The 21,389-nt window shown below is 73.6% G+C and carries 2 protein-coding genes; both read right to left on the bottom strand.

Going from position 1 to position 21,389, the window contains the following annotated elements; translation table 11 throughout:
• Positions 1-48: 48 nt before the first annotated feature.
• Complete coding sequence (locus AC07BF_RS27655) at positions 49-19,395, bottom strand: SDR family NAD(P)-dependent oxidoreductase (RefSeq protein WP_478334063.1); 19,347 nt, start codon at positions 19,393-19,395, stop codon at positions 49-51.
• Positions 19,392-21,386, bottom strand: coding sequence for an asparagine synthase (glutamine-hydrolyzing) (gene asnB / locus AC07BF_RS27650; RefSeq protein WP_363588720.1), 1,995 nt, complete (start codon positions 21,384-21,386; stop codon positions 19,392-19,394). The genes AC07BF_RS27655 and asnB overlap by 4 nt, the downstream gene beginning before the upstream one ends.
• Positions 21,387-21,389: the final 3 nt, after the last annotated feature.

Below are 21,389 nucleotides of genomic sequence, written 5' to 3'. Positions count from 1 at the left end.
TCGGTCGCGGCCCGGCTTCCGGGTTTCGGGGGCGGTCCGCGGAACGGCCTACCGCAGGCCCAGCTCCCTGCGGATGACCGCGTACCACTCCTCCGTCATGCGCCGCGCGGTGGCCTCGTCGAAGACGTTCGCGTCGTACTTGAGGAAGACCTTGAACCCCTCGCCGTCCCGGTAGGACTCGGCAGCGAGGACGTACTCCCCGGCGTAGGGCAGGTCGTCGAACAGCCGCAGGTCCAACTCCCCGGGCGCGGCCGGGGCCGCGTTGGTCAGCAGGTCGGCGCCGTCGAAGTTCTGGAACAGGAAGTTGGTCAGGACCAGCGGTTCGTCGTCCGCGCCCACGGCCCGGGCGATCTCCAGCAGCGGGTAGCCGCCGTGCTCGATGCCGCCGACCACCTTGCGCTGCAGGGACTTCAGCAGCTCGGGGAAGCCGCCGACGGCCGTGCAGCGGATCGGCAGGCAGTTCGCGAACTGGCCGACGACGTCCTGGAACCGCTCCTCGTAGCGGGCGACCGCCGTCATGCCGAGGACCAGGTCGTCCTGCCCGGTCAGCCGGTGCAGGAACCGCACGTACGTCGCGAACAGCACGGTGGCGACGCTGACCCGGTGCTCGCGCGCCGCGTCGGCCAGGGCGACGGCCAGCGGCGGCGGCAGCTTGACCGTCGCCACGTCCACCCGGGGCATCCGCTTGGGGTCGTACGGCCGGTCGTAGGGCAGCGCGAGCGCCGGTCGATGACCTGCCAGCTCCCGCAGCCAGTAGTCCCGGTGCTGCCGCGCGCGCGGGCCGGCGAGCAGCGCCTCCTCCCAGGCGACGAAGTCGCCGTAGTCGGCGCGGCTCACGCTCCCCCGGCCCTGGTAGGCCTCCTTGAGCGTGCGGATCAGGACAGCCGTGGACGTGCCGTCCAGCAGGATGTGGTGCGCGGTGATCAGCAGCAGGCGCCGCCGCCCGGCGAGGGAGACCAGGTGCGCGCGGACCAGCGGGCCCGTCGCCAGGTCGAACGGGAGGTTCACCAAGTCCCGCAGCCCGGCCAGTTGGGCGGCGCGCTTGGTGGCCGTGAGGTCGACCCGTTCGAAGGACGGCGCCCGGCCCGGGTCGATGTCCATGAACGGCACGCCGTCCCGCTCGCCGAAGACGGCGCTCAGCACCGGGTGGATGCCGCTCTGGGCACGGACCGCCCGCTCCAGGGCGGCTTCGTCCAGCTCGCCGTGGATCTCGAAGAGGAGCGGGAGGTTGTAGGCGGTCGACTCCGGCGAGCGCTGCTGGTCGCGGTACATGGTCAGCTGGCCGCACGAGAGGTTCCACCGCTCGCCCGCCGGGCCGGCCTGGGCATCCGCCGTGGCCGTCGCGGCGGCCCCTGCACCGGCGAAGTGGGCGCACAGGCCGTCGACGGTCTCGACGTCGAAGAGCAGGGTCGCGGAGACGTCGTCACCGAACTCCTCGCGCAGGGCGTTGGTGAGCTGGAGGACCAGGATCGAGTCCAGGCCGTAGTGGGTGAGCGGGGCCGCGGTGTCGATCCGCTCGGCCGGGATGCCGAGCACGGCCGCGGCCTTGTCGAGGATGAGCGCGGACAGGTCGGAGCGCGACGCCGGTGCGGCGGAGGGAGCGGGGGCGGGCACGGGGCTCGCGGCCGGCGGGGCGGGCGCGGGCTCCGGCCGGGGCGTCGGCACCACGGCAGGTACCGCAGCAGGCACGGCAACAGGCGCCGCGACAGGCGCCGCAGCAGGCACCGGCCGGGTGACGCCCTTCGGCCTGGTCCCGACCGCCTGCCGGGCCACCCCGTCGCTCTCCGCCGCGATGACCTGCTGTCCCAGCGGCAGCGCCTGCGACAGCGGGAACACCACCGTCCCGAAGCCCTCCCCCGCCAGCACGTCCCGCCAGTTCTCCGGCGACAGCGCCGGCGAGCCCGGGATCCGCAGCGACCGGTCGTCGAACAGCCACCAGCCTTCCAGCAGCCCGAAGGTGACGTGGCTGAACAGGTCGAAGGCCGACAGTTCGTTCAGCAGCAGCCACCCGCCGGCCCGCATCGCGGCCTTGGCGTTGCGCAGGGTGTTGCGGGTGTCCTTGGTCGCGTGCAGCACGTTGGCCGCGATCACCAGGTCGAACCCGCCCTCGCCGACGTCCTGCCCGGCCAGCGGCCGTTCGATGTTGAGCAGTCGGCAGTCCAGGTAGGGCACGCCCGGCCCGTAGGTGGCGCGGGCGTGGTTGAGGAAGGCCTTGGAGAGGTCCGTGTAGACGTACGTCTCGATGCTCTCCTGGTACGGCTTGAGCGCGGCGAACATCCCGGCGCTGGTGCCGCCGGTGCCGGCGCCGATCTCCAGGATCCGCAGCCGCGCCCCCGGTTCACGGCGCAGCCGCTCCGACACGACGGCGACGGCGGCGCCGGCCATGGCGCGGTTGAACACGTCCGCGACGTGGTTGTTGCGGTAGCAGCCCTCCACCAGCTCCACCGAACCGCGCGGGAACATGATGTCGGTGGGCCTGGTCCGGCCGGTCACGATGTCCGGCAGCGCCCGGAGCATGGCGGAGGCCAGCCGCAGTTCGGCCTTGCGGTCGGCGTCGGCCGACCAGGACTCGCACTGCCGGTCCCACTGCGCGAGCACGGTCTCCGCGAGCACGCCTTCCGCCGGCCCGGCCGGGACGGTGGCCCGCCGGGCGTGCTCCAGCCAGTCGGCGTACACCGGCAGGATCGCGGTGTGGTCGACGGTCGCCAGCTGGGCCGCCAGGACCTTCGCCAGCCACGGGTCCCGCTCGGTCCGGCGCCACCGCACGACCTCGTCCATCAGGCCGTCCACGCTCTCCGGCGCGAGCAACAGCTCGCCGCGCACCCGGGAGGGCGTCCGGCCGTGCACGGTGACCTGGGTGGCGCGGTCGAAGTTCGCCAGGGTGTTGTGCTGGTTGGTCTTCACGAAGGCCAGCTGCCGCTGTTCCCCGCCGAGCAGGGCGTCCAGGGCGGCGAGCCCCTCGCGCGGCTCGATCGACACCAGGCCGACGCGGCTCAGCCGCTCCCGGTAGAACTCGGAGGTGACGCTCCCGAGGTTGCCCCACCACCCCCAGTTCATGACCCTGACGGGGGTGTCCCAGTGCTGTCCGAGCGCGTGCGCGTAGGCGTCGCTGAAGGTGCAGCCGGCCGCGTAGTTGCCCTGGCCGGCCGCCGTCGTGAAGGACTGCATCGACGACAGCAGCACGGCGAAGTCCAGTTGCTCGCCGTCGAAGACCTCGGCCATCGCCGTCGTGACGTCGACCTTGGCCGCCAGCCCCGCGCGCAGGGTGGCCTCGTCCATCCGGGCGAAGGTGCTGTCCCGCAGGACGAGCGCGGCCTGCACGACCCCGTCGATCCGCGGGTGGCGCTCCTTGACCTCGCCGACGGCCCGGCGCAGCGCGGCCGGGTCCCCGGCGTCGGCGCTGAGGTAGCGGACGGTGCCGCGTCCCTGGACGGAGCGGAGCCGTTCCTCGATGGCCGCGTCGGGTGCGCTGCGGCCGATCCAGGTGACGTGCGCGCCGTACTGCCGGACCACGTGCTGGGTCCAGGCGGTGCCCAGGCCGCCGGCGCCGCCGATCACCACGTAGACGCCGCCCTCGCGGTAGACCGGTCGCGCGGGCGTCTCGCACGGCGCCCAGTGCCGGGCCAGCCACTGGCCGGCCCGTCGGACCCAGGCGTCCTCGGACGAGCGGGCGGGCAGGGCGGTGAGGTCGGCGGGCCAGTCGGGGCCGTCGAGGTCGACGCGCCGGACGGTCCACTGCTCGTACTCGCGCCCCAGGGAGCCGAACAGGCCGTGCAGCCCGGCGTGCGCCGGCTGGACGGGGTCGTCGGCGTGGGTGGCGAGCGCGCGGGTGGTGACCAGCGTGATCCCCAGCGGCCGGGCGTCGTACCCGGCTTCGATCAGCGCCTTGATCAGGCGGAACGCGGCGACGACGCCGTCGTTCTGGGCGGCCGTGTACCCGGCGGCGTCGACGGGGTCGAGCTTGGGCTCGGGCGCCGTCCAGACCAGGTGGTCGACCGGTCCGAGGTCGCGCAGTGCGGCGGTCACCTCCTCGACGGAGGCGGACGGCGGCAGCGGCCAGGTCAGGGCGCCGTCGAGCGGTGTCGGTCCGCCGACGACCAGGACCCGGTCGGTGCGAGCGGGTACGGGCGCGTCGGTGGCGGTGGTCGGGTCCCAGACGGGCGCGTACAGCGCGGGCTCGCTCCGGACGGTGCGGCGCGAGGTGTAGCCGGTCAGCCGCACGCAGACCGCGCCGTCGGCGTCGACCAGGTCGATGTCGAGCTTGTCGAGCGGCCCGGCCGCGCCGCCTCGCACCACGGCCCACATCGCCGACTGGCACGGGGCGTACAGGTCGAGCCGGTCCAGGGCGAACGGCACGGCGGTGTCCCGCATGCCGGTGAGGTGGGGCGCGACGGCCGCCTGAATCGCCGAGTCCAGCATCGCGGGCGCCAGCGGTCCGGGCTCCGCCGAGCCGGGCAGGGCCAGTTCGGCGAGGACGAGACCGGAGCCGACGTGCGCCTGCCGGATCGCCCGCAGGCTCGGGCCGTGGTCGATGCCCATCGCCACCAGGGCCTCGTGGATCCGCTCGCCGGACACGGTCTCCCGGCAGTCCGCGCGCAGCGCGGCGAGGTCGACCGGTGCCGGGCGCGGGGCGTCGGACGACGCGATGGCGCCCTCGCAGCACACGGTGGAGCCGGTGCCGATCTCGAACCGGTGCCCGCCCTGCTCGCTCGCGCGGACCTCGACCCGGACGTCGACCGGGGTGTCCGAGACCTCCAGCGGCTGCACCCACGTGACGTTGCGCATCCGCACCCGGGTGGCGCCCAGCGCCTTGCGGGCGAGGTCGAGGTAGGCGACCGCGGGCAGGAGGTGACGGCCCTGCACCACGTGGTCGCGCAGCAGGCCGTCCGTGCGGGTCAGCGTGACTCCGGTGCCGTCACCGCTGGTGCCGCCGTTGCCGGTGCCGCCGTTGCTGCTGCCGGCGGTCGGAGCCCAGTGGCGGTCGCGGGCGAACGGGTAGGTCGGCAGCGGGATCCGTCGGCCCTCGGCGGGCGCCAGGTCGTCGTCGGGCAGCCGGGCCGGGACCGTGCCGTCCAGCACCTGGACCAGCTCGTCGCGGTCGCGGACCACGCAGGCGAAGCGGTGGGCGAAGCGTTCCCGGCCGACGGCCAGGGTGTAGGCGAGGTCGCCGAGGTCGATCGACGCGTGGGCGCGGACGTGGAGCGCCAATCGGCGCCGCTGTTCGAGGAGTTGTTCCTCCGTCCGCGCCGAGAGGACCACCACGTGGTCCGTCCGCGGCGCGACGGCGGTGCGCGCGACGGCGTCGGCGACGGCCGGGGCCTCCTCGATCACCAGGTGCGCATTGGTGCCGCTGGCGCCGAAGGAGCTCACCACCCCGCACCGCGGCACCCCGGCGGGGCTCTCCCAGTCGTGGGTGCGGGTGCTCAGGTAGAACGGGCTTCCCACCAGCGGGATCGCCTCGTTGGCGGTCTCGAAGTGCAGCGAGGCGGGGATCTTCCGGTGCTTGATCGCCAGCAGCACCTTCAGCACGCCCGCGATGCCCGCCGCGAACTGGGTGTGGCCGATGTTGGTCTTCAGCGAGCCGACCGCGCAGTACTCCGTCCGGTCGGTGCGGGCGCGGAACGCCCGGTTCAGCGCCTGGAACTCGATCGGGTCGCCGAGCTTGGTGCCGGTGCCGTGCGCCTCAACGAGTCCGATCCGCTCCACGTCGACGCCGAACCGCTCGTACACCTCGCCGAGCAGGCTCTCCTGGGACACCGAACTCGGCGCGGTGATCCCGTTGGTGGCGCCGTCCTGGTTGACGCCGCTGGCCTTGATCACGCCGTGGATGTGGTCGCCGTCGGCCAGCGCGTCCGCGAGCCGCTTGAGCACCACGACCCCGACGCCCTCGCCGGGCACGAAGCCGTCGGCGCGGTGGTCGAAGGTGTGGCAGCGGCCGGTCGGCGACAGCATCCCGGCGCGGCCCGCGAGCCGGTACAGCCGCGGCGTGGACTGGAGGAACACCCCGCCCGCCAGCGCCATCGAGGTCTCGCCGGACCACAGGTCCTTGCAGGCCAGGTCGATCGCCACCAGCGAGCTGGAGCACGACGTGTCGACGGCGATCGCCTGGCCCTTGAGGTCGAGGAAGTACGACACCCGGCTCGGGATGACCGAGGTCATGTTGCCCCACAGGGTCTGCGCCGGCGCCTCCGGATCCAGCAGCCCCTGGTAGTCGCCGGCCCACGCCCCGACGTAGACGCCGCAGCGCGCCCGGCCCATCCGGCCCGCGTAGCCGGCGTCCTCCAGGGCCTTCCAGGACTCTTCGAGCAGCAGCCGCTGCTGCGGGTCCATCACCGCGGCCTCGGTGCCGGAGATGTTGAAGAACATCGCGTCGAACTCGTCGATGCGGTCGAGGAAGCCGCCCCGGGTGCAGGCGCTCAGGCCGTCGAGGTCGAACCGGGTCGCCTCGGTGACCAGGTCGTCGCCGTCGGCCAGGTGCGTCCAGAGTTCGTCCAGCGAGTCGGCGCCGGCGAACCGGCCGCTCATGCCGATCACCGCGATCGGTCCGCGCTCCGCGCTCCCGGTGCCGCCGTGCGGCTGCCCGGCCGCCACGGGCCGTGCGGGCCGCACGACCGGTGGCGGGGTGCTCTCCCGTTCGTCGGCGGGCTCCGTCGCTCCCTCCGTGTGGACGATGACGCCCCGGTACTCGGCGAGCAGGTGCTCGGCCAGCCGGTCGGCCGTGCTGAAGTCGAAGACCACGCTCGTCGGCAGGTCCAGCGTCAGCGCGCCGTTGAGCTGGTCCACCACGCGGATCGCCAGGATCGAGTCCAGGCCGTAGTCGGCGAACGCCAGCCCGCCCTCGACCTCCTCGACCTCCATGGCCAGCGCGCGGGCGATCTTCTCCCGCACCACGGCAGGCACGATCTCGTCCAGTCCCCTGTGCGCGACGGCGGGTTGGACGATCGGCGCCGCGATCGGTGCCGCGATCTGCGCGGGCGTCGGCACGGACTCGGGTGCGACCGCGAGCGCGGGTGCCGGCGTCTGCCGGGTCAGGTCGCCGATCCAGAACCGCTCCTTGGCGAACGGGTACGTCGGCAGCGACACCACCCGGCGTGGCGCGCCCTGGCGCAGGCGCTCCCAGTCCACCTCGGCGCCGGCCGCCCACAGCGCTGCCAGCTTGGACAGCTTGCCGGCCGCGATCCACTGCCGGACCAGCAGTTCCTGGAGGTCGCCGTCACCGGTGATCTCGGCGAGCAGTCCGCCGGATTCCCCGGCGGTGCCCCGGTGCCCCCGGCCGCCCCGCAGGGCGGCCCTCAGCTCCGCCGTCGACGAGACGGCGACCGCGTACCGCTCGGCCATCGCCTCCCGCCCGACCTGGAGCGTGAAGGCCAGGTCGGCGAGGGCGGTGTCCGGGTTGCGGTCGAGGAATCCGGCCAGCCGGTCGACGGACGCGGTGAGCTGGTCGGGAGTCCTCGCGGAGAGGACGACGACGTGTTCGGCCTGTTCGGCCTGTTGGGGTTGTCGGGCTTGTTCGGCGCCGTTGCTCGCGCCGTCGGTGGGCTGCACGGAATACTCCTCGACGATCACGTGTGCGTTCGAGCCGCCGGCACCGAAGGAGGACACCGCCGCGATCCGCGGGCCGTCGGAGTGCCACGGGCTCAGTTCGCGCTGGACCCGGAACGGGGTCCGTTCGAAGCTGATGTTCGGGTTGAGCTGTTCGGCGTGCAGGCTCGGGACGAGTTGCCGGTGCTTGAGCTGGAGCAGGACCTTCGTCAGGCCGGCCACCCCGGCCGCGGCCTCCAGGTGGCCGATGCCGGACTTCACCGAGCCGATCGCGCAGAACTGCCGCTCCGCGGTGTCCCGTTCGAAGGCCTTGGTCAGGCCCGTGATCTCGATCGGGTCGCCCAGTTCGGTGCCGGTGCCGTGCGCCTCGACGTAGCCGACCTGCCGGGCGGAGACCCCGGCCTGGTCCAGCGCCCGCCGGACGACATCGGCCTGGGCGACCGGGCTCGGCACGGTGTAGCCGGTGGAACGGCCGCCGTGGTTGACGCTGGAGCCCCGGATCACCGCGAGCACGCGGTCCCCGTCGGCCACCGCGCGGGACAGCGGCTTGAGCAGCACGCACCCGACGCCCTCACCGGGCACGAACCCGTGGCCGCCGGTGCCGAAGCTGCGGCAGTGCTGGTCGGGCGAGAGCATCCCGGAGCGGCACAGCTCGACGTAGTCCAGCGGGTGCGCGTAGAGGTTCACGCCACCGGCGATCGCCACCTCGCAGGCGCCGCGCCGGAGTTGTTCGCACGCCTCGTGGATCGCGGTCAGCGAAGCCGAGCACATGGTGTCGATCGTCAGGCTCGGCCCGCGCAGGTCGAGCAGGTAGGAGGCGCGGGCGCTCAGCGAGGCGAACGACAGGCCGGGCACCACGAGTTCGCCCGAGGGCAGCCGGCCCACCTCGTGCCGGGCGTGGCCGACCTTGGTGACGCCCGCGAACACCCCGACCCCGTGGCCGTGGCGCTCGGCGAGGCGCGCCCTCGTGTACCCGGCGTCCTCCAGCACCTCCCACGCCGCCTGCACGAACAGCCGCTCCTGCGGGTCCATAGCGTAGGCGTCGCGCGGGGCGATGCCGAAGAACCGGGGATCGAACGCGGCGAAGTCGTCCAGGAAGCCGCCCCACTTGCTGTAGCTGCGGCCGGTGGCCACCGCCGTGTTGCGATCGGGCTCGAAGAAGCCGTCCAGCGGCCAGCGGTCCACCTCGCGGACGCAGTCGCGGCCCGCCGTGAGGTTCTCCCAGAACTCGTCCAGGTCGGCGGCGCCCGGGTAGCGGCCGCTCAGCCCGATCACCGCGATCGGCTCGTCGGCGCCGGGCGCCGGCCGGTCGGGGACGGCGGTCGGCCGAGCGCTGGTGGCCCGCTGTTCGGCAGTCGCCGCCGGCTGGTCGCCCGCCACCGGCTGGTCGGCCGTGGCCGCCTGCCGGCGCGCCGGTTCCCGCCGGAGGCCGGCGAGTTGACCGGCCACGGCCCGCAGGGTCGGGTGCTCGTAGAAGATCGTCGAGGAGACCTCGGGGTAGGTCCGCACCAGCTCCCGGTTGAGCTGGATGACCATCACCGAGTCCAGGCCGATGTCGACCAGCGGGCGGTCGGGGTCGACCGCGCCCGGGGCGAGCCCGCTGACCTCGGCGAACAGGGCGAGGAGGTGGCCGAGGACGTTCGGGTCGGCGCCACGGACGGGAGCCTCCGGAACGGGAGCCGTCGGCGCGGGAGTTGTCGGCGCGGCGGCCGGGGCCGGTGTCCCGGTCGGCACCCGCGTCGGGTCGCCGTGGTGCACCCACACCTGGTCCGCCCCCGCGTTCCAGGCGTCGACCAGCGCCGTGAGCCCGGCTTCCGTGGGCATCGGCGCCAGCCCCCGGTCCTCCCACAGGTAGGCCCGGGTCCGCTCGCCGACCTGCATGCCGCCGTCCTCCCACAGCGGCCAGGCGATGGACAGGGTGCGCCCGCGGCGCAGCCCCTCGGCGACCCGCGCGTTGCGCGCGGCGGCGAACTCGTCGAGGAAGGCGTTGGCGGTCGCGTAGTCGGACTGCCCCGGGTTGCCGGTGACAGCGGCGCCCGAGGAGAAGGTCAGCACGAACTCCAGCGGGCAGTGCCCGGTGGCCCGGTCGAGGTGCACGAGGGCGTCCACCTTGGTCGCGAGGACCTCGTCCCACTGCTCGGCGGTCTTGTCCGCGAGCAGCGAGTCCCGCACCACGCCGGCGGCGTGCACGATGCCGGTGACGGCGCCCGCCTCGGCGATCAGGTGCCGCACCTCCTCCCAGCGGGAGACGTCGGCGCGCACGTACCTCGCGTCCGCGCCGGCCTGCCGCAGCTCGGCGAGCAGGCGGTCGATCCGGCCGTCCTGCGGCGAGCGGCCGGCCAGTACGACGGTCGGCCGCCGGACGTCGGCGGCGATGCGCCGGGCCGTCGAGGCGCCGATCCCGCCGGCCCCGCCGGTGATCAGGTACACGCCGCCGTCCCGCCAGGGCTTGCCGGAGGCCGTTCCCGCACCCGGGCCCGGGAGTTCGGCCGGGGCCCAGCTGCGCGTGTGCCGGACACCGTCGCGGTAGAGCACCAGGTCGTCGGCGGCACGGGCGTTCTCCGCGACGGCGGCGGCCAGGTCGGTGCCGTGGACGCCGTCGATGCCGATGACCTGGCCGACGATCCGCGGGTTCTCCTTGGTGACGGTCCGCAGCAGGCCCGCGAGAGCGAGGTCCGCCGTGACGACCTGGACGAGCGTGGTGCCGTCCCGGGCGTCGAGGCCGCGGACGGTTTCCAGCAGTTGCCACGACAGGTCGCGGAACCGGCTCTCCGGCCGCTGCTTGACCGTGTCGAGGCGGATCGCCTCGGGTACCTCCCCGTCGACCCCGCACAGCACGACGACGCGCCGGTCGTACCGGCCGGTCGCGGCGGCGGGCGTCGGCGTCCAGCGGGCGGTCAGCAGGGTCGTGCCGCTCTCCTGCCGGGTGCCGGGGGCCCAGAAGCGGTCCCGGGCGAACGGGTATCCGGGCAGGTGCGCGCGCCGGGGCGTGCCGTCGCCGAGCAGCGAACGCCAGTCGACGGCGCCCCCGCCGACCCACCGCCCGATCGGCTCCGGCTCGGCTCCGCGCTCGCCGGTGGCGACGAACGCCCGCAGCCCGTCGACGAGTTCGGAACGGGACGAGACGACCCAGCCGACCCGTTCCGCCATCTCCTCGCGGCCGACCTGGAGGCTCCACGCGACGGACCGCAGCGACACCTGCTCCGACTCCGGGGACTCCAGGTAGGCGAGCAGGCCCCGGGCCCGGTCGGTCAGCTGCCGGGCGGTGCGGGCCGACAGCGGCACCGCGACCGGCCCGCCGTCGCCCTCCCCGTCCCGGTCGCCGCGTACGTACTCCTCGACGACCACATGGGCGTTGACGCCGCCGAACCCGAAGCTGCTCACCCCGGCACGCCGCGGCGCGGGGCCGCCGGCACCGCTGCGGGGGCGCGGCCAGGCCTCGTTGTCCCGCACGATGTGGAACGGGCCGCCGGCCAGTTCGATGTACGGGTTGACCTCCTGGAGGTGCTGAGTCGCGGGCAGCACGCCGTGCTTGAGCGCGAGCAGCACCTTCAGCAGCCCGGCGATGCCCGCGGCCGACTCCAGGTGGCCGATGTTGGTCTTGACCGAGCCGAGGCCGCACGCCCCGTCGTCGCTGCGGCCCAGCCGGCGGAACGCGGTGCGCAGCGCCCGGACCTCCACCGGATCGCCGAGGGCCGTGCCGGTGCCGTGGGTCTCGATGTAGCCGATGGTGTCCGGGTCGAGGTCGCCGACGGCGGCCGTCACCAGCTCGGCCTGGGCGTCGGCGTTCGGCGCGGTCAGCGAGTTGGCCCGGCCGCCGTGGTTGTACGCGCTGCCCCGGATCACCCCGAGGATCGCGTCACCGTCGCGCTCCGCCGCCGCCAGCGACTTGAGCACCACCACCCCGACGCCCTCGCCCCGGACGTAGCCGTTCGCGCCCGCGTCGAAGGTCTTGCAGAGGCCGTCCGGGCTGAGCATGCCCGCGCGGTGCGCGCTGACGAAGGTGTCCGTGCTGAGCAGCACGTTGACCCCGCCCGCGACGGCCAGGTCGCAGGTGCCGGAGCGGATCGCCTCGATCGCGCGGTGCACCGCCACCAGCGAGCTGGAGCAGGCCGTGTCGATCGGCTCGCTCGGGCCGCGCACGTCGAGCAGGTAGGAGATGCGGTTGGCCAGGATCGAGTGCGTGGTGCCGGTCGAGGTGAAGGCGTCCGGTCGCACGCCGAGCGTGGCGAGCAGCGTCGCGTAGTCGTTGCCGGTGACGCCGATGAACACGCCCGTGTTGGTCGGCAGGTCGGCGGGTCGGTACGCGCTGTCCTCCAGCGCCTGCCAGACCGTCTCCAGGACGAGGCGGTGCTGCGGGTCCATCAGTTCGGCCTCGCGCGGCAGGATGCGGAAGAAGCCGGCGTCGAAGGCGTCGATGTCGTCCAGGGCTCCGATCCGTTGGGGGAAGTCCTGGGCCTCGATGGCTTTGCGCTGCTCCTCGTCGTAGCGGTGCAGCGGGAACGCGGTGACGGAGTCCTTGCCCGCCAGCAGGTTCGCCCAGTACTCGTCCAGGTCGCGGGCGCCCGGGAAGCGCCCGGCCGCGCCGATGACGGCGACCGGCCGGCGCGGGTCGGGCCCGGTGCGGACCGGCTCCGACTCCGGCTGGGGCTGGGACTGGGGTTGGGGCTGGGGCTGGGGTTGGGGCTGGGGCTGGGGTTCGACCTTGATCTTGACCCCGGCCTCGGCCTTCACCTCGGCCTTCACCTCGGCCTTCGCCGTGGCACCGTGCTCGTCGACCAGGTGGGCACCCAGCGCCTCCAGGGTGCTGACGTCGAAGAACACCGCCGGGCTGACCACGACCCCGAACCGCTCGTGGATCTCCTTCGCGAAGGTCACCAGCGAGATGGAGTCGAAGCCGAACGCGTCCAGTCCGGTACCCGGGTCGAGCTCCTCCGGCTCGAACTTGAGGATCTCGGCGGCGATGGAGCGCAGGACGTCCACGACACCCGACACCGCCGACACCACTGGTACATCCTGCTCAGCCGGTACGACCGGCTCCCGCTCTCGCACCGGGCGGGCCTGCGGCGCCGGACGATCGCCCGGCGCCACCCCTCCGGTACCGCGCCGCACCCCGGCCAGTTCCCCGACGACCTCGCCCGTGCCCCCGACCAGCAGGATCCGGTCGTCGCCGAGGACCACGTGCGTGACCGGCGAACCGGCCCGCACCCGGATCTCCCCGACCTGGTTGAGCGCGACCAGGGTCCAGTCCGGCGCCCCGGCGCGCTTGGCCTCCCACTGCACGCCCTGGGCGATCGCCGCGAGCACGAACGGCTCGACGGTGACGTTGCGCCGGACGTGGTCCTGCTGGAACGCGGGACTGCCGATGGTCAGCACCGTCCGGCCGTCCGGCGCGCGGAACACGCCCTCGACCGCGCACGAGGCCGGCTTGTAGTCCAGCCCGCCCTCGGCCAGTTCGGCCAGGAACTGCTCCCGGGTGAGGACCTCCCGCAGTCCGGCCGGCTCGACCCGGCCGGACGGCGCCGTGGCCGCCCCCCGCACGGTGAACTCGACCGCCGCCGTCCCGTCCCCGGTCCGGACGGTGCCGTGGCCGTCGGCGAACTCCGTGACGAGCCGCGTGGTCGTGGACCAGTCGACCGGCCGCAGCACGCGCAGGTCGTGGACCGACGCCTCGGCGGCGAACCCGCTGACCTTCGCGGCGGCCAGCGCGAGGTCCACCACGAAGGTGGGCACGATGGTCGGCGCCTTGGCCAGCCGGTAGCCGTAGTCGAGCAGGTCCGTGAGGTGGACGTCCAGGGCGTAGCGCAGGCCCCGGACGTCGGATTCGTTGCGCCCCAGGAAGGGGTGCAGCCGCTCGCGCAGCGCCAGCGGGGCCAGCACGGACGGTGCGCCGTCGGTCTGCTCGATCCAGCAACGCACCTTCTCGAACGGGTAGGCGGGCAGCGACACCCGGCGTGCCGTCGGCAGTTGGTCCCAGTCGACGCTCTTGCCGCCGGCCCAGGTGGCGGCGAGCTCGTGCGCGGGCAGCTCCCGCCGCCCGGCCAGGTAGCCGTCGACGGCCGCCAGCGCGGACCGCCGGTCCCCCGCCACGAACGCCCAGCGGTGCGGCAGTTCGTTCTTTCCGACCCGCAGGGTGTACGCGATGTCGGGGAGGTCGGCCTCCCGCGCCCCGGCGAGGTGGTCGCGGAAGACGGCCAGGTAGCGCCCGAGCGCGGCCTCGTTCATCGCCGAGAACACGAACAGCTGCTCACCGAAGGGCTCTTGGCGCACCGGCCGTTCGGGGTACTCCTCAAGGATGATGTGCGAGTTCATGCCGCCGGCGCCGATCGAGGTGATGCCGGCCCGCCGGGGGTGGGTGACCTGGCGGCCGTCCACCTCGGTGACCATCGGCTGCCAGTCGGCGAGCTTCTGCTGCACCTGGAACGGGGTGTCGGCGAAGTCGATGTCCGGGTTGAGCTCCGTGCTGTGCAGGGACGGCGCCAGCTTGCCGTGCCTCAGTTGGAGCAGCACCTTCGCCAGGCCGATCATGCCGGCCGCCGCGAGCAGGTGCCCCATGTTGGCCTTGACGGACCCGAGGGCGCAGAACTGGCGGTCCTCGGTGTACTTGCGGAACGCCGACGTCAGGGCGCGGACCTCGATCGGGTCGCCCAGCGCGGTGCCCGAGCCGTGCCCCTCGACGTAGCCGATCGTCCTCGGGTCGACGCCGGCGTCCTCGATCGCCTTCTGGATCGCGTGCGCCTGCATGCCCGGGTTCGGCACGGTGAAGCCGTTGCGCGTCCCGGCGTTGGACAGGGCGGTGCCCTTGATCACGGCGTACACGTGGTCGCCGTCGCGCTCGGCGTCGACCAGCGGCTTGAGCACGACCGCGCCGACGCCCTCGCCGAGGATGGTGCCGTCCACGCCGTGGCCGAAGCTGCGGATCACGTCGGAGGTGCCGGTGGTGAAGTGCTCCTCCGAGGAGGTGATCAGGTTGTACGGGTGCAGCATCAGGTTGACGCCGCCCGCGACGACCATCCGGCACTCACCGGCCCGCAGCATCTGCACGGCCTGGTGCACGCACGTCGACGAGGCGGAGCACATGGTGTCCAGGAAGATCGACGGCCCGGTCAGGCCGTAGAAGTAGGACAGCATGTTGGGCAGCGTCCCGGTGTAGCTGCCGCTCTGCGGCGCGCCCCTGGTCAGGCTGTTCTGGAAGCCGTACAGGTTGTAGTGGTTGCTCATGGTCCCCACGAGCACGCCGACGTCGCCCTGGTAGCGGCGGTGGATGGTCTGCCGCGAGTAGCCGGCGTCCTCCAGCGCCTCCACGCCCGACTGGAGGAACAGCCGCACCTCCGGGGACATCTGCTCGGCCTCGCGCTTGGAGATGCGGAAGTAGCGGGGGTCGAACTTGTCGAGGTCGCGGAGGAAGGTCCCGGTCCGGATCACGCTCTTGCCGCGGACGGACCGGTCGCTGTCGTGGATGGCCTCGTGGCCCCAGCGGTCGGCGGGCACTTCCTCGAAGGTGTGCCGGCCGTTCTCCAGCAGCTCCCACAGCTCGTCCATCGTGTCGGCGCCGGGGTAGCGCCCGGACACTCCGATGATCGCGATGTCGTGCCGGTCGTCGCGCGCGGGTTCGCGGACCACGGTGACGGCGGACGCGGCCGGGGCCTCGAACCGGGCGGCCGGGGCCTCGGGCTGGACCGCGGGGGCCTCGGTCTGAACGACCGGGGCTGCCAAGGCTTCCGGGGTCTCCGCGGTTTCCGGGCTTTCCGGGGTTTCGGCCGGACCGGTCGCCCCCAGCACCGCCTCCAGCTGCGCCCGCCGGGTCTCCACGAAGTGCGCGGCCACCTCGGCGATGTTCAGGTACTCGAAGAAGATCGTCTTGGACAGCGGCCCGAACACCTTCTCCAGCTGGGCGGTCACCCCGAGGATGCTCAGCGAGTCGATGCCGTACTCGATGAGGTTGGTGGTCGACTCGATGTGCTCCGGGTCGTGCCGCAGGACCTCGGCGACGACCCCCCTGAGCAGTTCCTCGGTGCGCTGCAGCAGGTCGCCCTCGCCCGCGCCGCCTGACGGAGCAGCGGTGGCGGACGAGGCGGTGGCCGGGGCCGCGGGGGCCGGGGCCGGGGCCGCCCGGCGTTGCGCGGCCAGGGTGGCCTTGGCGCCGTAGGCGACGACGAGGTGCGCGGGGGCGTCGGCGAGCAGGGCCCGGCCGAAGGCGCGCAGCCCGTCCTCGGTGGGCAGGTCCTCCCAGCCGCGCTCGCGGCGCAGGGAGTCGCGGGTGACCTCGTCCAGCGTCATGCCGCCGTCGGCCCACAGCGGCCAGCTGATCGCGACGGTCCGGCCGCTGCGCTCGCCCGCGTCGACCAGCGTCCGGCGGTGCCGGGCGAAGGCGTCCAGGAAGGCGTTGGCCGCCGAGTAGTCGGACTGCCCCGGGCTGCCGTAGACGCCGGCGACCGAGGAGAAGAGCGCGAAGAACTCCAGGTCGAGGTGGCGGGTCGCGGCGTCGAGGTTGAGCGTGCCGCGGACCTTCGGCGCCGTCACCAGGCGGACGTCGGCCAGGTCCTTGCGCAGCAGGTACTGGTCGCGCAGCAGGCCGGCCGCGTGCACGACGCCGTCGAGCGACCCGTGCTCGCGCACGATCGTGTCGACCGCGACGCGCACGCCTGCGGCGTCGGCGACGTCGACCGGCAGGTAGTGCGCGTCGACCCCTTCGGCGCGCAGGGCGTCCACCGAGCCCGCCGGGGAGCGTCCGCTCAGGACGACCGTCGCCCCCGCGCGGCCCAGGTAGCGGGCGAGGTGGCGGCCGATGCCTCCCAGGCCGCCGGTGACCCAGTAGACGCCGCCGGCCCGCAGCGCGGGCACCTGCGGTCCGGCGTCCAGTCGCGTCTCGACGGGCTCCAGCACCTGCCGGGTGCCGTCGGCGGTGTAGCGGACCTCGGTGTCGGCGGAGTCGTCGGCGCACTCCTCCCGCACGATCCGCGCGAGCTGCTCGGCGGAGGCCGCGTCCAGGCCGGCGACCCGGACGACCCGGCCCGAGACGAGCGGGTTCTCCAGGGCGACGGTGCGGAACAGGCCCGCCAGCGGTGCGTGGAAGTGGGTCGGTACCCGGGCGTCGATCAGGGCCACGAAGCGGTGCCCGGTCCGGGGAGAGGACGCGAGCACCTGCTGGACCTCGGCGAACACCTGCTCGGTCGCGGCGTCGACGCCGTCGGCCGGGCTCGCCCGGGTGATCTCCGGCAGGGTCAGGAGGTGCGCGGTGCGGGTGGCGCCGCCGTCCGCGTCCAGCGGCCGGTCGGTCCACCGGGTGGTCGCCGTGACGACGCGCGGGCCCGCGTCGGTGGTGCGCTGGGCGAGCCCCCGCAGGCTGGCGCTGATCACGCCGTCGCCGTCGCACAGGTCGATGTCGAAGGTGGTGAGCGACCCGGAGCCGGCGCTGCGTCGCACCCAGGCCCAGGTCTCGGCGGGGCAGGGCCGGTACACCTGGAGCTCGTCGAGGGTGAAGGGCAGCGTCGGGCCGGCGGCGGCGCCCGTCAGGACCACGGAGGTCTGGAAGGCGGCGTCCAGGACGCTCGGCGGCAGCACGCAGCCGTCGGCGCCGGTGGTCCGGATGCGGGCGATCGCCTCGTCGCGGCCCAGCCGGAGCCCGCGCAGCGCGCGCATGGCCGGGCCGTACTCCAGGCCCTGGGCGCGGAAGGCGGCGTAGACCTCGTCGGTGCCGCGGGTGGTGCGGCAGGCGGCGCGCAGGGCGTCCAGGTCCAGCGGTGACGGGTCCGGCAGGGTGACCAGTTCGGCGGTGCCGGTGCTGTGGACCGTCTCACCCTGCCGGAACTCGAACGCGATCGCGTCCTCGCGCGGCGTCAGCGCGAGGTCGACGTCGACCGGTTCGCCGACGACGATCGGCCGCAGCCACGCGAGGTCGCGCAGCCGGACGGCCCCCTCCCGGGCCGCCGCGCGCTCCACGGCGGCGCGCGCCATCTCCAGGTACGCGACCGCGGGCAGCACCCGCCGGCCGCGGACCAGGTGCGAGGCCAGGAAGGGCTCGGCCCCGGTGAACGTGGAGGTGTAGCGCTGCTGCGCCAGGTCGGAGGTGTTGCGGTGGACGAGCGGGTGCAGCAGCGCGGCGCCCGGCGCCTCGACGGGCGGCGTGACGTACCAGTGCCGGTCCCGGGCGAACGGGTAGGTCGGCAGCCGGACGCGACGCGCCCCGGGATGCCCGGGCCAGTCGGCGCCGCCCCCGTTCGCCCAGTCCTGCGCCGCCGCGACCAGTTCGGCCCCGGCCCCGGCGGGGTTGCGCACCTCGCCGTCCGCGACGGACTCCAGCGCGGCCGCGAGCTGCTCCCGGTCCGAGACCAGGAACACGGCCCTGACCCGCATCGCTTCGCGGCCGACCTGGAGCGTGTGGGCGATGTCGGCCAGCGCCTGGCGCGGCCGCAGCGCGGTCTCCGGTGCCAGCAGGTGGTCCCGCAGGCCACCCGCGAGCACCCGCAGCCGCTCCAGGTTCTTCGCCGACAGCGGGACGACGTACGGCCCCGCGGGCTCGGTGGTGCGGTCGGCCGGCCCGCCGAGGTGCTCCTCCAGCAGCACGTGGGCGTTGGTCCCGCCGAACCCGAACGAGCTGACGCCGGCCCGGCGCGGCACTCCGTCGCCGCCCGGCCACGGCCGGGTGTCGCCGACGATGTAGAACGGGCTGCCGTCCAGGTCGATCAACTGGTTCCTGGTCCGGAAGTTGACCGTCGCCGGGAGGGTCCCGGCGGCCATCGCGCCGATCACCTTGACCACGCCGGCCACGCCCGCGGCCGATTCCAGGTGGCCGATGTTGGTCTTGATGGAGCCGATGCCGGTGCTGTCCGGCCGCGGTGACGTCCCGTGGGCGTCGTGCAGGCTCTGGAAGGCGCGTTTGAGGCCGACGATCTCGATCGGGTCGCCGACCGGCGTGCCGGGCCCGTGGGCCTCGATGTAACTCACCGTCTCGGGCGTCACACCGGCGCGGGTGTAGACGTCCTCGATCAGCGCGGCCTGGGCGGCCGGGTTGGTGACGGTCAGCGAGTTGGTCTTGCCGCCGTGGTTGGTGCCGACGCCCTTGATCACCGCGTGCACGGGGTCGCCGTCCGCCAGCGCCCTGGCCAGCGGCTTGAGCAGCAGGACGGCGCCGCCCTCGCCCCGAACGAAGCCGTCCGCGTCCTGGTCGAAGGCGTGCGAGCGGCCGGTGGGCGAGAGCATGCTCGCCTTGCTGAACGCCACGAACAGCTTCGGCGACCAGCACAGGTTCACGCCGCCGGCCAGCGCCAGGTCGCAGTCGCCGTTGTGCAGGGCGGCGACGGCCTCGTAGAGCGAGACCAGGGAGCTGGAGCAGGCGGTGTCGTTGGCGATGCTGGGGCCGTGGAAGTCGAAGTAGTAGGACAGCCGGTTGGCGACGATCGAGTAGGCCGTGCCGGTCGGGAAGTAGGCGTCGGTCGGCACGTCGTCGCGTTCGATCAGCTCGGCGTAGTCGCCGTGGCACAGGCCCATGAAGACGCCCGTGCGGCTGCCCGCGAGTTCGCCCGCCCGGTAGCCCGCGTCCTCGATGGCCTTCCAGGCCAGCTCCAGCGCGAACCGCTGCTGCGGGTCCATCGTCTCCGCCTCGCGCGGGGAGATGTTGAAGAAGGCGGCGTCGAAGCGGTCGGCGTCCTCGACGAACCCGGCCCAGACGCTGTACGTCTTCTCCTCGCCGCCGCGCGGATCGCCGAAGTAGCGTTCCTTGGACCAGCGTTCGGCGGGCACCTCGGTGATCAGCGAGCGTCCGGCCGCGAGGTGGTCGAACAGCTCGACGAGGGTGTCGGAGCCGGGGAACCGCAGGGCCAGCCCGATGATCGCGATGTCGTCGGTACTCATCGGCTCTCCCCCACTCGCTGCACGGCACGGCGGTTGTCCACGGTCACCCGCAGGTTCAGCGCGGCGCTCGACGCTCCGGCCGGCGCCGTACCGCCGCCCCGCACGAACTGCTGGTGGAGCACGGCGGTCGTCAGCAGGTAGAGGAAGGTCTGGTCCTCCTTGGTGCTGACCTCCTCCACCGGCGAGGTCATGACCTTGTCGACCAGGCGCCGGGCGAACTTCGCGTCCAGGCAGCCGATCCCGGCCAACTCGTGGTCGGACAGCAGCAGTTCCAGGTAGTCCGGGCGGCTTTCCTTGAAGGCGGCGCTGCCCGGCGCGCGGTAGGGCTGCTTGGGGCGGCTGGTGGTCCACTCCGGGAGCTCGGCGCGGAACGCCTTCTTCAGGATGGCCTTCTCGACCTGGCCGTCGTCGTAGCGCAGGTTCACCGACGCGGCCGCGCGCACCACCGCGGGGTCGAGGAACGGGCAGCGGTTCTCCACGCTGTGCGCCAGCGCGGCCCGCTCCCCCTGCGTGGACAGCAGGAATCCGGGCAGCAGCGTCTTGTACTCCAGCCACTGCGCCTTGTGCATCGCGGTCATGTCCGCGTAGCCGGGAGTCCCGGCGACGAGGTCGAGCAGGTCGGCGAACGGGTCGATCCGGTCGGCGAGCAGCCGGGCCGCGAACCTCCCGTTCTGGTACCGCATCTCGTGGGAGAACAGGCCCGGCAGCCGTTCCACCGAGAACTGCTGGTACAGGCCGAGCAGGTGGGCCTGGTGGGCGGAGCCGAAGTGCTCCAGCTCCGGGTGCAGGCCGGCCAGCCGGGTGCGGCGCTCGCCGTCGGTCAGCTCGTTCCACCGCGCGCGCAGCAGGGTCTCGCGGAACAGCGAGTAGCCGAGGAAGGCCTCGTCGGCGCCCTCGCCGCTGAGGATGGTCTTGATCCCGGCGTCGCGGACGTGCCGGGACAGCAGGAACATCGGCACGAACGAGGTGCGGAAGGTCGGAACCTCCGCGTGGTACACGGCGGCCGGGAAGTGGTCGGTGATGTCCTCGCTGGTGATCGGGACGGCGGTGTGCAGGGTGCCCAGGTGCTCGGCGACCAGGCGCTGGCTGTCGGACTCGTCGAAGGACTTGTCCTGGAACGCCACCGAGAAGGTGCGGACCTCGTACGGGGAGAGCTGGGTGGCCAGCCTCGTCACGATCGAGGAGTCCAGGCCGCCGCTCAGGTAGACGCCGACCTCGACGTCGGAGCGCAGCCGCAGCTCCACGCTGGTGCGCAGGGTCTGCCGGAGCATGTCGATCGCCTCGGCCTCGGTGCCGTCGAAGCCGGGCACGTCGAAGTCGAGGTCCTCGTAGGGGCGCAGCGAGCGGCGGCCCGCGCTGATGGTCAACACGGAGCCCATCGGCAGCTGGCGCACGCCCCGGAACGGCGTGCGGTCGGGCAGCGGCGTCCACGCGGCGTAGGTGGTGGCCAGCTCCCTCGGGTCGAACTCGAAGCGGAAGCCGGGGAAGGCGCGGAACGCCTTCATCTCGGACGCGAACAGGAAGTCCCCGCCCGCGTCGGCGTAGAACAGCGGGCGCTTGCCGTAGCGGTCGCGGGCCAGCACCAGGTCACCGGTCGCCGCGTCCCTGATGGCGACGGCGAACGCGCCGTTGAACCGGGTGAAGCAGTCCGACCCCCACTGGATCCAGGCCTGGAGCACGACCTCGGTGTCGGAGTGGTCGGTGCGGAACGGGCGGCCGAGGCGCTCCAGTTCCGCGCGGAGTTCGATGTGGTTGTAGATCTCGCCGTTGAAGCAGATCCAGTAGCGCCCGGAGGGGTCGGACATGGGTTGCGAGCCACCGGCGAGGTCGACGATGGCCAGCCGCACCGCCCCCATGGCCATGCCGTCGTCGAGGTAGTAGCCCGCCTCGTCCGGCCCGCGGTGGTGGATGTTCGACAGCATCGAGGTGATGACCTCGGCGGTGGCACCGGGGTGCAGCGAGGTCGAGAGGAAACCAGCCAGCCCGCACATGAT

Source organism: Kitasatospora sp. NPDC043950, from assembly GCF_056435345.1.
This window is presented reverse-complemented; position numbering and strand designations above follow the sequence as displayed.